Consider the following 14,224-nt stretch of genomic DNA (forward strand, 5'->3'; position numbering starts at 1 on the left):
CCCCTGTCTCGATTGTCCCCATGCCAAAACGCGTGAGGATCGAAGGGGTTGCGTGCCAGTCAGGGCAGTAATCGCCCCGTCGGCGGGTCGCTGTCGTCGAGCGGGATCGGCACGCGGCCGGTCTTGTCGGGCTTCTTGGCAAAGGCGCGCCTGGCGAGATCGACCGCGCCCTTGATCATCGGCACGATCGGCGGTCCGAACCCAACCACGCACTCGCGGCTGATCGGGCATGGCGTCGCTTGCGCCGCGAGCGCGCCGGAGCCGGTCATATAGCGATTGGACGGGACCGGGCCCGACGACGGTACCGACGCCGGATCGGGCAGCCGCGGCGACGGCCGGTTGGTGGCGCAAATGACGATATCGTCGCGTTTGGTCTCCCGGTCCGACGCCGGGACGCAAGGCTGGTCGGGCGTGGGGACCAGGATCGACCAGCGTTCGGATTTCGGCGGCGCGGGTGGCGGGTTCGCGCCGACCGGCGCGGTCTGCAGCGCGAGGAGGAGCAATGCGATCATGGCGCGATCGGGCGCTGGCCGTCACCGGTCAGACCGGAGCGCGTGCTCGCGGTTACGCCGACCTTGCCGCAGCCGACCAGAAAGGTCGATTTCTCGGTGCAATTGTTGGTCCGCGCGAGCAGCCGGTCGCGCTCGACGGCGACGGGCTCGTTCTTGGGATTGTCGGGGTCGAGTTGGATCAGCGGCAGCCGATACCGGTCGGCGGCGCGGCGATCGCAGATCACGATGTCGTCGACCCGCTGGGGATGGCACTCGACGGTTGCGCGCGTGCGGTCGCGATAGCGCGCCATCGCGGCATCGAGGTCGCCAACGGCTTGCCACGCGAACCATAACAGCATGCTCGACTCCCGCCGAATTGTGCCGCCGCAATGCCATGCGATTGCGGCGGATTTGGGTCTGTTTACTGCGTGATACGCGGCACGCCCAGCCGCGGAATGTCGATCGCGGGACAGCGGTCCATCACCACCTTGAGCCCCGCCGCCTCGGCGCGCGCGGCGGCCTCTTCGTTGATCACGCCGAGTTGCATCCACACCGCCTTGGCGCCGGCGGCGATGGCTTCGTCGACCGCTTCGCCGGCAGCCAGCGGCCGCCGGAAGATGTCGACGATGTCGATCGGCACCCCGATCTGCGCCAGCTCGCGGAACACGAACTCGCCATGGACGTGCTCGCCGGTGATCTGCGGGTTGACCGGAATCACGCGATAGCCGTGGCGCTGGAGCATCGCCATTACGCCGTAGCTCGGCCGGTCGGGCCGGTCCGACGCGCCGACCATCGCGATCGTGCGGGCGTTGGTGAGGAGATCGCGGATATCCTGATCGGCGGTGAGCGGCATCAGCGGGACTCCTTCAGCCACTTTTCTACTTTCGCGGCCATATCACCGAACGCCGCCCCTTCGGACGCGTTCCCTGCCGCAGGCGGCGTGCCGGCATCGGAGGCCTCGCGGATCGCCATCGCCAGCGGCACCCTGCCGAGGAACGGCACGCCGAGCTCCCTGGCCGCCGTCTCCGCGCCACCCTGCCCGAACGGGTCTGACACTTCGCCGCAATGCGGGCAGGCATAGCCAGCCATGTTCTCGACCAGTCCGATCACCGGCACGCCGGCCTTGGCGAACAAATCGATCGCGCGGCGAGCGTCGATCAGCGCGAGGTCCTGCGGCGTCGAGACGATCACCGCGCCGGCCGGTTTGTATTTCTGGATCATCGTCAGCTGCACGTCGCCGGTGCCCGGCGGCATGTCGACCACCAGCGTATCGGCGCTGCCCCAATCGCCCTCGATCAACTGCCCCAACGCACTCGCCGCCATCGGCCCGCGCCACGCGATCGCCTGGCCGGGTGCGACGAGCTGCCCCATCGACAGGATCGGCACGCCGTAGGGTGTCGCGACGGGGATCATCGTCTTGTCGCGCGCCTCTGGCTTGGTACCTTCCACCCCCATCAGCGTCGGCTGCGAGGGACCGTAAATATCGGCATCGACCAGCCCCACCTTGCGCCCGCCGCGCGCCAGCGCGACCGCGAGATTGGTGGCGACGGTCGACTTGCCGACCCCGCCCTTGCCGCTCGCGACCGCGATCAAGCGGCGGCCGACGCGCTCGCTGGTCAGCGCGACGCGAACCTCGTCCACGCCCGGGTCGGCCAGTGCAGCGGCACGCACCGCAGCCTCCATCGCGTGGCGCTCGGCCGCGCCGAGCCCGGTCGCGTCGAGGATCACACTCGCCCGCGCGCCATCGATCCGAGTCGTCGCTCGTCCCTTTGCTGCCGCGTCGATCCGCGCCGCCAATCCCTTGTCGTCGATCATCGCGGCGAGATAGGCCCGATGCCGCCGCTTGCCACTGTTTTTCCGCGCACGCGCACCTATAAGGGCAGGCATGACGACATCCCGCGCCTGGCGGCGCCCCTTCCCCTTCTTCATGTCCAAACCGAAAAGCCCCTGGGGCGGCGGCAGCAGCAGTGATGACGGCAGCGACGACAAGGGCGAGAGCGGCGGCGGCGACGATGCTGGCCCGCGCAACCCCTGGGCGCAGCCCCCCGGCGGCCCGCGCCGCGCGGCAAAGCCGACCGCGCTCGACGACTTGCTCAAGCGCGCGCGCGGCAACGGCAGCGGTGGCGGCGGACGTGGCGGCGGCGGGTTTCAGCTACCCGGCGGCGGCAATGCCCGTACCTTGTGGGGACTCGGCACCGGGCTGGTCGTGATCGCCTGGCTGCTGCTGACCAGCTTCCACACGATCGGCACGCAGGAAATCGGCGTCGTCACCTATTTCGGACGCTATTCGGGGACGCTCTCCCCCGGCATCCGGATGACGCTCCCGGCCCCGATCGCCACCGTGCAGAAGATTAACGTCACCGGCATCCAGACCTTTGCCTTTCCCGATGCGAACGACAGCGCTCCCAATCTGGTGCTGACGGGCGACGGCAATCTGGTCGATCTCAGCTATTCGGTGCAGTGGAACATCTCCGATCCGCAGAAATACGCCTTTGAGCTGGCTAACCCGGACGATGCGGTCAAGGCGACTGCCGAGACCGCGATCCGGGCGATCATCGCCAATTCGACGCTCGACGAGGTGCTGGGCAACGGCAAATTGTCGATCCAGACCCAAGTCGCCGAAGCGATGCAAAAGATCCTGAGCGACTATCAGTCGGGTATCCATATCGTCAGCGTCGCGCTCAACAATGCCGCCGCGCCATCGCAAGTCAGCGACGCGTTCAAGGACGTCACCGCCGCGCAGAATGAGCGCCAGTCGAATATCACCCAGGCGCGCGGCTATGCCTTGCAGGTGGTGGCCAACGCGCAGGGCGAGGCGGCGCGCTTCAACGGCTATTACGCACAATACAAGCTCGCGCCCGACCCCACCCGCCGCCGCATGTATTACGAGACGATGGAATCGATCCTGTCCAAAACCAACAAGACCATCGTCGAGCCACGCGGCATCGCGCCGGTGCTGCCGTTGCCGGGGGGCAGGGTTCTGACCGATCCGGGGGCTAAAGCTCCCGCGGCGGGAGGCCAATGATGGCCTGGCTCCGCAACCCGATCTCGCTCGGCATCGCCGCATTGCTCGTCCTCATCGTCGCGGCGAGCACCTTCGCGATCGTGCCGGAAACCGAGCAGGCCGTCATCGTCCGCTGGGAACAGCCGCAGGGCACCGTCAATCGCTGGCAGCCGGGGCAGATGCTGGGCCAGACCGGTGCCGGGCTGATGGCGCGGATTCCCTTCGTCGATCGGCTGGTGTGGATCGACAAGCGTGTGCTCAACCTCGATCTCAACAACCAGCCGGTGCTGTCGACCGACCAGCAGCGGCTCGAGGTCGATGCCTTCGCGCGGTTCCGCATCGTCGATCCGCTGCGACTGGTCCGCGCGGTCGGCCTGAGCAACGGTGCCGAGCAGCGAGTCACCGACAAACTGTCGCCGCTGTTCGCGTCGGCGCTACGCTCCGAGCTCGGCAAGGTCGATTTCCGGGCACTGCTCAGCCCCGAGCGCGGCCAGTTGATGGATAACATTCAGGTCGGCTTGCAGAGTTTCGCCCGCGATTACGGGGTCCAGATCATCGACGTCCGGATTAAGCATGCCGACTATCCCGACGGATCGCCGCTGCAATCGGCGCTCGACCGGATGAAGAACACGCGTCTGCAGCAAGCGCAGACGATCCGCTCGGAGGGTTTGCGCGATGCATTGGTCATTCGCGCCGCCGCCGATACCGAAGCCGCGAAGATCTTTGCCGACGCGTTCAATCAGGATCCGGCGTTCTACGACTTCTATCGCGCGATGCAGTCGTACCGCTACACGTTCGGGCCGGACTCGAACGGCAAGATGCCGCAGGGCGACACCAACCTTATCCTCAACCCGGACAATTCCTATCTGAAGCAATTCGAAGGCGGCGGAAAATGATCGGCTGAGCTGTCGGGTTCGGCCAATCGCTTTTCTTGCAATCCGTTCATATTCAATCGCCGTTCAGCCAGACCGCGGCATAAGCCGGCCCAAACCGGGGCAAAGACTGACTGCCGTCGAGACGAGAGGAAGACATTCACGTGCGCTACGCTTACGCCATTACCACTGCTTTGCTGCTCGGAGGCGCCGCCTCCACGCTCGTGCTCCAGCCCTCCGCCAGCGCCCAGACCGCCCAGAACGAGCCCGGTACGATCGCCGCCGCCGTCCCGCGTGCCGGCGCGCCGATGAGCTTTGCCGACATGGTCGCCAAGCTGCAGCCAGCGGTCGTCAACGTCTCGACCAAGCAGAAGGTGCAGGTAGCCGCCGAGCAAAACCCGCTGATGCAGCTGTTCGGCGACGGCAACGGCAGCGGCGATGACGGTCAGCCAGTCACGCGCGAAGGCCAGAGCCTGGGGTCGGGCTTCATCATCTCACCCGACGGCTACATCGTCACCAACGCGCACGTCATCACCGCGGCGGCAAAGGGCGCGAAGGTCGAATCGATCACCATCACGCTTGCCGACCGCAAGGAATATGTCGCGCGCGTGATCGGTACTGACACGGCTTCCGATCTCGCCGTGCTCAAGATCGACGCCGCTAATCTACCGTTCGTAAAATTTGGCGATTCGACCCGCGCGCGCGTCGGCGACTGGGTGGTTGCGATCGGCGAGCCTTTTGGACTCGGCGGCACGGTGACTGCTGGAATCATCTCAGCGCTCAATCGCGTGACGCCGGGAGGTGGCGCGTACGACCGCTTCATCCAGACCGATGCCGCGATCAACAAAGGCAATTCGGGAGGCCCGATGTTCGACATGAATGGCAACGTGATCGGCATCAACTCGCAAATCTTTTCGCCGAGCGAGGGCTCCGTCGGCATCGGCTTCGCGATTCCGGCAGAGGTAGCCAAGCCGCTCATCGACACGATGATGAAGGGCGGCAAGATCCAGCGCGGCTATCTCGGCGTCAACCGTCAGGAGATCACCGAGGATATCGCTGAGTCGCTCGGCATTCCTAAGGACAAGGGCGAGCTAATCGGGCGGGTCGAACCGGGCCAAGCCGCCGACAGGGCCGGTATCAAGCAAGGTGATGTGATCACCGCAGTCAACGGCCGGGATGTGAACTCGCAGCAGTCGCTGTCATATCTGGTCGCGAATCTGGCGCCGGGCTCGACCGCGCGCCTGTCGGTGATCCGCGACGGCAAGCCGCTGACGCTCAACGCCGTTATTGGCACGCGTCCGACCGACGAGGAACTCGCCAAGCTGGTACCGGGCGGCGCGCCGGACGACGGCAGTGGCTCCCCGGGGGCACCCGAACTGCGCGCATCCGCCAACCTGCTCGGCATCCAAGTGACCGCGCTCACCCCCGGCATCGCCAACAGCTTGGGCATTCAGCCGGGCAGCGTAGCGGGTGTCGTCATCACCAATGTCGATGCGTCGAGCGATGCGGCCGCCAAGAGCCTGCAGCGCGGCGACATCATCTCGTCGGTTAATCGCGTCAACGTGACGACCCCGGCGCAGTTCGCCGCGCAGATCAGCGCCGCCAAGGCGGCGGGGCGGACGACGGTGCTGCTCTACATCACGCGCGCGCGGCAGGGGTCGCTCTACATTGCGGTCAAGCTGAAGTAGCGTTTCTATAGTTACGTCTAAACCCTTGCGCTGGCATCTACTTTAAATTATTTGCTCGAATGCAAATGATAACCCAGGAGATGTGATGCAAAGATTGTCTATTACTGCTGTGGCAGCGCTTGTCGTATTGACGCAATCCGCGCCGGTGATGGCGAGTACGAAGACCCCGGTTAATCCTCCGCCCCCTCCGAGTATTGATCGCTGGGATACGGATCACAATGGGGCATTGGATCCCGGCGAATTTTCGAATTGGGGAGCGGATCATGGGATGAACCCTCTTCAGACCGGTGCTTGGTTTCAAGCACTTGATGGAAATCAAGACGGAATGGTCACTCCCCAAGAAATGGTTGATAACGCGCCGATGGTTTGAACGAAGGCATCGGCACCTGAGCCGCGATATCCTCCAGGCTCCGCCAACCTGAAGGGCTGACTCGGGACCGAGCGCCCGCTAGAACTCCCTCGTCCCAGCCGGACGAGGGAGTTTCTGCATGACCGAATTCACCACCGACTGGACCGCCGCCGGCGAGGCCGAGCTTGCCGAGATCGTGACGCTGCGACGCGCAATCCATGCCGATCCCGAAATCGGCAACCATTGCCCGCGGACCACCGCCAAACTGCGCGCCGCGCTCGAGGGCTTACCGCTCGAGATTCACGAATCGACCTCGACCACCGGGTTCGTCGCGATCCTGCGCGGCGGCGGCGACAATGGCCGTACTGTCTTGCTGCGCGGCGACATGGACGCGCTGCCGATGCCCGAGGAGACTGGGCTCGACTTCGCCAGCCAGGTGCCGAACGCGATGCATGCCTGTGGCCACGACAGCCATTGCTCAATGCTGGTCGGCGCCGCGCGCGCGCTCAGCGCTCGCAAGGACAAGCTGCCCGGCACCGTCGTGTTCATGTTCCAGCCGGGCGAGGAAGGGCATCACGGCGCGCGCTTCATGATCGAGGACGGGCTGCTCGATATCGCTCGGCCCGACAGCGCGTTTGCGCTCCACATCACCCCCAACGCCCGCGCCGGCGCGATCCAGACTCGGTCAGGCCCGCTGCTCGCCTCGACCGACGCGCTCAACATCACCGTCAAGGGCGCGGGCGGCCACGCCGCGATGCCGCACGATTGCCTCGACCCGATCCCCGTCGCCGCCGAGATCGTCACCGCGCTGTCGGTGTTCGTCGCGCGGCAAATTCCGGCGACCGACCCGGCGGTGCTGTCGATCACCAAGATCGAGGCGGGCAGCGCGTACAACATCGTGCCGGGCGAGGTGAAGATGATCGGCACGCTCCGCACGCTGTCGTCGAAGACCCGGGAAAAGGCACGCGCCGGCCTCACCCGCATCGTCGAGCACGTCGCGCAGGCGCACGGTCTTACGGCCGAGGTGCGGATCGACGAAGGCTATCCGGTGACGATGTGCGATCCGCGCGCGGTGGCGCTGGTCGAGCAGGTTTCGGACAGCCTCGAACAGGGCCAATGGCAGCCGATGCCGGCGCCGATCATGGGCGGCGAGGATTTCAGCTATGTCCTGCGCGAAGTGCCCGGCGCGATGGCGTTCATCGGCGTCGCGCCCGACGGTAGCGACCCGTCGAAGAACCCGCCGCTCCACAACACCAGGATGACGATCGAGGAATCGGTGATGGCCAAGGGCATCGCGATGCACTGCGCCTATGCCGAGCGGTTTTTGGAGAATGGGTTCGGGTGATGTCTCTCCCCTCCCCGCAAGGGAGGGGCTGGGGGTGGGTCCGGCTGCGGCGGTCCGGCATCCGCGCAGAACGCAACCGTAGCGAACACGTCCCCGCATTCCCAGCCGTCCCGCGAAGGGAGGGGAGTAAGTGAACGCCGACCCCCTCCTCATCGCGCGCTGGGCCGAAGCGTGGGCGATCTCGCGCGGGGTCGCGCCGCCGGTGTCGCGCGAGGGCGGGCTCTATATCCATGTCGCGAGCGAAGAGCAGGTTGGCCGCTATATCTTCGCGACCCTCGACCGCGACGCGATCCGCGCGCTCGCCGCGAAGATCGACCGCCCGCGCCTCTATCTCAAGGTCTGCGCCCCGGCCTCCGAAGTCGCGCCATTGCTGCCGGCGGGCTGGGAGGTCGCACCGCCCGGCTACATGATGACCGCGCCGGTCGCGGCGATGCTCGACCGGCCGTTCGCCTTGCCGGCCGGTTACTCGTTGGCCACCACGCACGACGGCCCCGTCACCTTCGCGCACATCCGCGACCCGGCGGACGAGGAAACCGCGCGCGGACGGATCGTCGCGATGGGCGATCTCGTCGTGTTCGATCGCATCCGCACCGCCGACGCGCACCAGCGCCACGGCCTCGCCACCGCAATCATGCGCGCGCTCGCCGCCGAGGCCGAACGCCAGAGCATCGCCGACGCCGTGCTCTGCGCGACCCCGGCCGGGCGCGCGCTCTATGAAACGCTCGGCTGGTCGCTGCACAGCGACTACACCACCGTCTCGCGCAGCCCATAAATCTGTGCCACGGTGCCGGCATGACCGACACCACCGCCCCCACCCGCCCCCTCGCCGAACTTACGTTGCGCGGCGTCCTGCTCGGCGGGCTGATCACGCTCTTGTTCACGGCGGCGAACGTCTATCTCGGGCTCAAGGTCGGGCTGACCTTCGCGACCTCGATCCCGGCGGCGGTGATCTCGATGGCGATCCTGCGAATGTTCAAGGATTCGTCGATCCTGGAGAACAACATCGTCCAGACCGTCGCCTCGGCGGCGGGAACGCTGGCCGCGATCATCTTCGTGTTGCCGGGGCTCGTGATGATCGGCTGGTGGCACGGTTTTCCCTATGTCCAGACTGCGCTGATCACCGCGACCGGCGGTATTCTCGGCGTGATGTTCTCGGTCCCGCTGCGCCGCGCGCTCGTCATCGATACCGATCTGCCCTACCCGGAAGGGGTCGCCGCGGCGGCGGTGTTGGAGATCGGCGCCGGATCGCGCGAGGGCGAAGAAGAAAGCCGCCGCGGCCTTTGGGTATTGATCTGGAACAGCCTCGCCTCGGCGGCATTCGCGATCTTCACCCAGACCAAGATCGTCACCGACACCGCCGCGACCTTCTTCCGCGTCGGGCGCGGCGCGACCGGCATTTCGGGCAGCCTTTCGTTCGCCCTGGTCGGCGTCGGGCACCTCGTCGGCATTTCGGTCGGTGCCGCGATGGGCCTCGGCCTCGTGATCGGCTGGTTCGTGCTACTGCCGATCCTGACCGCGCAACAGCCGATGCCGGGCGATATCAGCGCCTGGGCCGGGGCGATCTTCACCAAGGACGTTCGCTTCTTCGGCGCCGGGGTGATCGGCGTGTCGGCGATCTGGACCCTGGTCAAGATCGCCGGGCCGGTGATCGGCGGCGTGCGATCGGCGATCGCCGCCAGCGCTGCGCGCCACGCGGGGCAGGCGCTCGCGGTCGAGGAGCAGGACTTGCCGATCAAATGGGTGGTCGTCGGATCGCTGCTGACTTTGGTGCCGATCGCCTGGCTGTTGTGGGATGTGGTGCACGGCGGCCCGCTCGCCGGATCGGCGATCGCGCTGATCGCCGGCGCGCTGGTGTTCGTGCTGGTGATCGGCCTGCTGATCGCGGCGGTCACCGGCTATATGGCCGGGCTGATCGGTGCGTCCAACTCGCCCGTGTCGGGGATCGGGATCCTGTCGGTGCTGGCGTCCGCGCTGATGCTCGTCGGATTGTTCGGCCAGCATCCTGGCAGCGACATGACCGGCGCGCTGATCGCCTATTCGCTGATCGTCACCGGGATCGTGTTCGGGGTCGCGACGATCTCGAACGACAACCTCCAGGATCTCAAGACCGGGCAGCTCGTCGGTGCGACCCCGTGGAAGCAGCAGGTCGCGTTGATCATCGGCGTCGGGTTCGGATCGATCATCATCCCGCCGGTGCTCAACGTACTCAACAGCGGGATCGGCTTCGTCGGCGTGCCCGGCGCAGGCCCGAACGCGCTTGCTGCCCCGCAGGCCGGGCTGATCTCCGCGCTCGCCAAGGGCGTGCTGTCGGGCGACGCCAATTGGACGATGCTGGGGTATGGCGCGCTGGCAGGGGTCGGGCTGATCGTGCTCGACGAAGTGCTCGGCATGCTCAAGCTGCTGCGCCTGCCGCCGCTCGGCGTTGCGCTCGGCATCTATCTGCCGATGGCGGTGATCCTGCCGACCGTGCTCGGATCGGTGCTCGGTTGGTTCTACGATCGCTGGGCGCGGCGCTCGGCAAATCCGGAGGTCGCCGAACGCATGGGCACGCTGACCGCGACCGGGATGATCGTCGGCGAGAGCCTGTGGGGCGTCGTGTTCGCGCTGATCGTGTGGCTGACCAACAAGGACGCGCCACTGCGGCTGAGGGTGGGGCACGAGACCGAGGCGCTGATCGGTGGGACGCTGCTATTCATCGCAATCCTCGCATTGCTTTACCGCTACGCCAAGCGAGCGTCGCGCTAGGCCATCGACTCCAACAGCTCCTTGATCGGCACGAACGCGAACGCGACCGAGCTGTCGGCGACGCCGTAGGGCAGGAATAGGCACTCGCCGTGGCGGATCGCGCCGCACGAATAGACGACGTTGGGGACATAGCCCTCGCGGTCCTGGTCGGCGGCGGCGAGGATCGGATGCGGCGTGCGGCCGATCACCTTGCCCGGATCGTCCTTGTCGAGCAGAACCGCGCCGATCGAATATTTGCGCATCGCGCCGACGCCGTGGGTCAGCAATAGCCAGCCCTCGTCGAGCTCGATCGGCGGGCCGCAATTGCCGATCTGGACCAGCTCCCAGGGATATTCGGGCTCGAGGATCCGCGCTCCCTCTTCCCAATGGGTGACGCGATCCGAATCGAGCAGATAGAGGTTTTCGCCATCCTGCCGCCCGATCGCGAGGTAGCGCCCGCCGATCTTGCGCGGGAACAGCGCAATGCCCTTGTTGCGCGCCGCCGGCCCGGTCATCGGCACGAGGTCGAACGCGCGAAAATCGCGGGTCCGGAGCAACTCCGACTGAATGTGCGAGCCGTTATACGCGGTATACGTGCCGAGCCATTCGATCGCGCCGTCGTCGTGGTGGAACTGGACGAGGCGCAGATCCTCGAGCCCCTTCGACTGCGCTTCGGTGATCGGAAAAATCACCGTGCCCGACAGCGTCGAATCGCGGTGGCGGTGCACCGTCACCGGGCCCGAGGGCACCATTTCCTCGTCGCTGCCTCGCACGTCGGCGGCGGTCGCGAAGGGCGGCTCGGGCGCAAGCTTCAACTGGTTCTGCGCGGTGATGATGCCTTCGCGGAAGGCGACCGACGAAATGTGCCCCTCACCGACCGCGCGCAACGACATCAGGATCCGCATCGATCCCTTGGGCATCCCCGACTGGTCGAAATGCGGCACTGCGCTGGGGTTCATCAAGGCCGCGGCGGCATAGCTGTATTCGTGGCAGAAATAGGCGCCGATCAACTGGCGCTTCTCGTCCCCGATATCGTGCCCGTCGAGCCCGAGCATGTCCTCGATCTCGTCGTACCGAGTCATAAACACGCGCCGCGTCTGCCAATGGCGAGTCTCGAAGTCCTTGAGCACGATCTCGAGCTCGTCGTGCGTTTCCTTCGGCGACAGTGCCATCACCTCGCCGACCAGCCGCTCGGTCCGCCCCGACGACACGCCGCCCGGTGCCCAGCCGATATGGAACGGGCGCACCACGACTCGTGACGGATCGGCCTTCAGCCGGAGGCGGTGCGTAAAGATGTCGAGCAACGAGCCGGCCCCGCTTGTAATTCGTCCAAGCGGCGCCGCGTTTCGTTGCTACGCGACGGCGCGGCTCGTCCCTGCCACGGTTACGGCGGCTTTTCCAAGAGCGGAAATCGCGCACGACGCCAATTGCAGCGCCAAAATCGATTCCGCGCCCTGATTGCGGTTCAGCCCGTTGGGCATCAGCCCGTCGAAACAGCCGCCGTCCTGCGCGGTCGCCAGCGGTAGATCCAAGTCGTTCTGTCCGAGATACCAGCGATAGGCGCGCATCGCCTCGTCGCGCCAATGCGCATCGCCGGTCGCCTTGAACGCCGCGGCGCACGCATCGATCGTCGCCTGCGCCTCAAGCGGCTGCTGGTCGAACGGCAGCGGCTCCTCGTAGGCACGGCCGAAGCTCTCGGTACCGACCGCGCGGAAGCGGCCCTCTGGGCTGGTCTGCTGCGCGACGATCCAGTTCAGCGTGCTCAGGCCGCTCGCGAGCAGGTCGTCGCGGCCGAGCGCCATGCCGGCGCGGATCAACGCCTCGGGCAGCCTGGCATTGTCGTAGGCGAGCACGATCTCGAACCATTCCCATTCGGGCCGCCGCGCTTCGTCGAGCAGCGCCATGAGGTCGCTCGAAAAACGTTCGAGGATGTTGCACGCGAGCTGATGCCCGGGATGCGCGCTGACCACCGCCGCCGCGCCGAGCATCGCGAACGCCTGCGCGCGCGGGCTGACCAGTTCGAACGCCAGGCCGGCGGTCTCGTCGAACAGGCGAAGCGCCCAGTCGCGATGCTTGGCGGCGCCGGCGCGCTTGGCGGTGACGCCGAGCGCCCAGAGCGTACGTCCGTTCGAATCCTCCGACCCCTCGTCCTCGCACCAGCTGCGGTCGAAGCGCATGAAGTTGCGGAACCGACGCTTGTCGGGGTTCCAGGCATATTGGATGAACGCGGCGTAGATCGTCATCCACTTGTCGCGCGTTTCCTCGTCGAGGTCGTCGATCGCGGTCATCAGCATCAGCGCGCGGACATTGTCGTCGATGCAATAGCCATGCCGCCGGTCGGGCACCGACAGGATCGCGTGCTGGAGCATGCCGGTCGAATCGCTCATTCGCTCGACCGCGGCGATGCTCGGGCGAAGCGCGGGCGGCGCACCCGCGTTGCGCAGGCGCCGCGGGCGCGCCGCGACGATCGCGTCGATCGCCGCCATCCCCGCTTCGGCAAGCCGCGGCCAGATCATCGTGCGGCCGCGGTCATAAGCGTGGCGCGACAGGTTGGCGCGCGCGTCGCCGTCGACGAGCAGCCGTGAAATCTCGCGCGCGAAGCCATCGACGTCGCCGAAATCGACGATCACGCCGTGCCCGTCGGCCAAGATCTCGGTCGCGTGGATATAGGGGGTCGAGATTACCGCCTTGCCAACGCCCACCGCATAGCTGAGCGTGCCCGAGGTGATCTGCGCCGGGTTGGTGTACGGCGTGACGTAGAGGTCGGCGGCCTGGAGGTAGTCGAGTAGTTCCTCGTGCTCGACGAAGCCGTCGATGAAGCGGACATGATCGGTCACGCCCTTGTCCGTGGCGAGCGCCTTCAGGCGGTCGCGATATGCCTCGCCCTCGCGCGCGACAAGATTGGGATGCGTCGCGCCCAGCACGACATAGAGCGCTTGCGGGTCCGCGGCGACTATCGCGGGCATCGCCTCGATCACGTTTTCGATGCCCTTGTTCGGCGCAAGTAACCCGAACGTCAGCAGGACCTTGCGGCCTTCCCAGCCGAAACGCGACTTCATCGCGTCGGGATCGACCAGCGGACGGTCGGGGACGCCGTGCGGGATCATCAGGATCGCGTTGGGGTTGGCGCCATAGACCCGGACTAGGATCTCGCGCCCAACCTCGGCCATCACGATCACCTTGGCGGCGCGGGACAATAGCCCATCCATCACGCGACGCTGATCGTCGTTGGGGTTTTCGAGCACGGTATGGAGCGTGACGATCACCGGCGCCGACACGCGCCCGAGCAGCGCGAGAATATGCTCGCCCGCCGGCCCGCCGAAAATGCCGTATTCGTGCTGCAGCCAGATCGCTTGCGCGCCGCTCGCCTCGATATCGCGCGCCGCCGCCAGATACGCCGCGCGATCGTCCTGCGCGATCGTGCCGGTGACCTCAGGCGGATAGTCATAGCCTTCGGCGCGGTCGTTCATCGCGTAGACGTCGACCCGCATGCCGGGGAAGCGGTCGGTCAAGGCGGTATAGGTGTCGGTCGTATAGGTCGCGAGCCCGCAGCGGCGCGGCAGGAAATTACCGATCAGCGCAACATGGTTGGTGCTGGGGAAACCGGCGCTCGCCGCCATTTTTTTGCCTCTCACGTCCCGATTGAGCGCGGGATCGCGCCCGCATTCGCCGGATGAACGGATTGACAGGAATATGGTTGCATCAATGCTGCATTGCAACATGCAAATTGAGACTGATTCGAATCGAAAAA

General features: G+C 66.3%; 13 protein-coding genes. 7 read left to right on the forward strand and 6 right to left on the reverse strand.

What is annotated here, in order from left to right:
• Positions 1-59: 59 nt before the first annotated feature.
• From VH326_RS10500 to VH326_RS10515, 4 genes are all read right to left on the reverse strand, one after another.
• On the reverse strand, positions 60-512 hold the full coding sequence (locus VH326_RS10500; protein WP_329631774.1) for a hypothetical protein: 453 nt from the start codon (positions 510-512) through the stop codon (positions 60-62).
• On the reverse strand, positions 509-850 hold the full coding sequence (locus tag VH326_RS10505; protein WP_329631775.1) for a hypothetical protein: 342 nt from the start codon (positions 848-850) through the stop codon (positions 509-511). Before VH326_RS10505 ends, VH326_RS10500 begins: the two co-directional genes overlap by 4 nt.
• 62 nt (positions 851-912) lie before the next feature.
• On the reverse strand, positions 913-1,344 hold the full coding sequence (locus VH326_RS10510) for a CoA-binding protein (RefSeq protein ID WP_329631776.1): 432 nt from the start codon (positions 1,342-1,344) through the stop codon (positions 913-915).
• A complete protein-coding gene (locus tag VH326_RS10515) occupies positions 1,344-2,306 on the reverse strand; it encodes an Mrp/NBP35 family ATP-binding protein (protein WP_329631817.1) in 963 nt (320 codons plus the stop codon). The genes VH326_RS10510 and VH326_RS10515 overlap by 1 nt, the downstream gene beginning before the upstream one ends.
• Positions 2,307-2,418: 112 nt before the next feature.
• On the opposite strand from VH326_RS10515, the gene VH326_RS10520 reads away from it, so the two are divergent.
• From VH326_RS10520 to VH326_RS10550, 7 genes are all read left to right on the forward strand, one after another.
• A complete protein-coding gene (locus tag VH326_RS10520) occupies positions 2,419-3,516 on the forward strand; it encodes a protease modulator HflK (protein WP_329631777.1) in 1,098 nt (365 codons plus the stop codon).
• On the forward strand, positions 3,513-4,391 hold the full coding sequence (locus VH326_RS10525; protein ID WP_329631778.1) for a protease modulator HflC: 879 nt from the start codon (positions 3,513-3,515) through the stop codon (positions 4,389-4,391). The genes VH326_RS10520 and VH326_RS10525 overlap by 4 nt, the downstream gene beginning before the upstream one ends.
• Before the next feature lie 140 nt (positions 4,392-4,531).
• A complete protein-coding gene (locus VH326_RS10530) occupies positions 4,532-6,055 on the forward strand; it encodes a Do family serine endopeptidase (RefSeq protein WP_329631779.1) in 1,524 nt (507 codons plus the stop codon).
• An 85-nt stretch (positions 6,056-6,140) separates the two neighbouring features.
• Positions 6,141-6,425, forward strand: coding sequence for a hypothetical protein (locus tag VH326_RS10535; protein WP_329631780.1), 285 nt, complete (start codon positions 6,141-6,143; stop codon positions 6,423-6,425).
• 118 nt (positions 6,426-6,543) lie between these two features.
• Positions 6,544-7,749, forward strand: coding sequence for a M20 family metallopeptidase (locus VH326_RS10540; RefSeq protein WP_329631781.1), 1,206 nt, complete (start codon positions 6,544-6,546; stop codon positions 7,747-7,749).
• A 130-nt stretch (positions 7,750-7,879) separates the two neighbouring features.
• Positions 7,880-8,521: a GNAT family N-acetyltransferase gene (locus tag VH326_RS10545; protein ID WP_329631782.1), complete on the forward strand. Its 642-nt coding sequence runs from the start codon at positions 7,880-7,882 to the stop codon at positions 8,519-8,521.
• A 20-nt stretch (positions 8,522-8,541) separates the two neighbouring features.
• The gene (locus tag VH326_RS10550) at positions 8,542-10,494 is read left to right on the forward strand and encodes an OPT family oligopeptide transporter (protein WP_329631783.1); all 1,953 of its coding nucleotides are present in this window, start codon (positions 8,542-8,544) and stop codon (positions 10,492-10,494) included.
• On the opposite strand, the gene VH326_RS10555 is transcribed toward VH326_RS10550, so the two are convergent.
• Both VH326_RS10555 and VH326_RS10560 read right to left on the reverse strand, forming a co-directional pair.
• A complete protein-coding gene (locus VH326_RS10555; RefSeq protein WP_329631784.1) occupies positions 10,491-11,777 on the reverse strand; it encodes a glycoside hydrolase family 130 protein in 1,287 nt (428 codons plus the stop codon). The two genes, VH326_RS10550 and VH326_RS10555, sit on opposite strands and share 4 nt — an antisense overlap.
• A gap of 48 nt (positions 11,778-11,825) precedes the next feature.
• Entirely contained in the window at positions 11,826-14,093 is a 2,268-nt protein-coding gene (locus VH326_RS10560) for a glycosyltransferase family 4 protein (RefSeq protein WP_329631785.1), read from the reverse strand.
• Between the last annotated feature and the right edge of the window lie 131 nt (positions 14,094-14,224).

The organism is Sphingomonas sp. (assembly GCF_036269755.1).
Classification (GTDB): Bacteria; Pseudomonadota; Alphaproteobacteria; order Sphingomonadales; family Sphingomonadaceae; genus Sphingomonas.

Coding starts and splice junctions, on each gene's coding strand:
- VH326_RS10500 (WP_329631774.1), bottom strand. CDS start 512: ATGATCGCATTGCTCCTCCTCGCGCTGCAGACCGCGCCGGTCGGCGCG.
- VH326_RS10505 (WP_329631775.1), bottom strand. CDS start 850: ATGCTGTTATGGTTCGCGTGGCAAGCCGTTGGCGACCTCGATGCCGCG.
- VH326_RS10510 (WP_329631776.1), bottom strand. CDS start 1,344: ATGCCGCTCACCGCCGATCAGGATATCCGCGATCTCCTCACCAACGCC.
- VH326_RS10515 (WP_329631817.1), bottom strand. CDS start 2,306: ATGATCGACGACAAGGGATTGGCGGCGCGGATCGACGCGGCAGCAAAG.
- VH326_RS10520 (WP_329631777.1), top strand. CDS start 2,419: ATGTCCAAACCGAAAAGCCCCTGGGGCGGCGGCAGCAGCAGTGATGAC.
- VH326_RS10525 (WP_329631778.1), top strand. CDS start 3,513: ATGATGGCCTGGCTCCGCAACCCGATCTCGCTCGGCATCGCCGCATTG.
- VH326_RS10535 (WP_329631780.1), top strand. CDS start 6,141: ATGCAAAGATTGTCTATTACTGCTGTGGCAGCGCTTGTCGTATTGACG.
- VH326_RS10540 (WP_329631781.1), top strand. CDS start 6,544: ATGACCGAATTCACCACCGACTGGACCGCCGCCGGCGAGGCCGAGCTT.
- VH326_RS10550 (WP_329631783.1), top strand. CDS start 8,542: ATGACCGACACCACCGCCCCCACCCGCCCCCTCGCCGAACTTACGTTG.
- VH326_RS10560 (WP_329631785.1), bottom strand. CDS start 14,093: ATGGCGGCGAGCGCCGGTTTCCCCAGCACCAACCATGTTGCGCTGATC.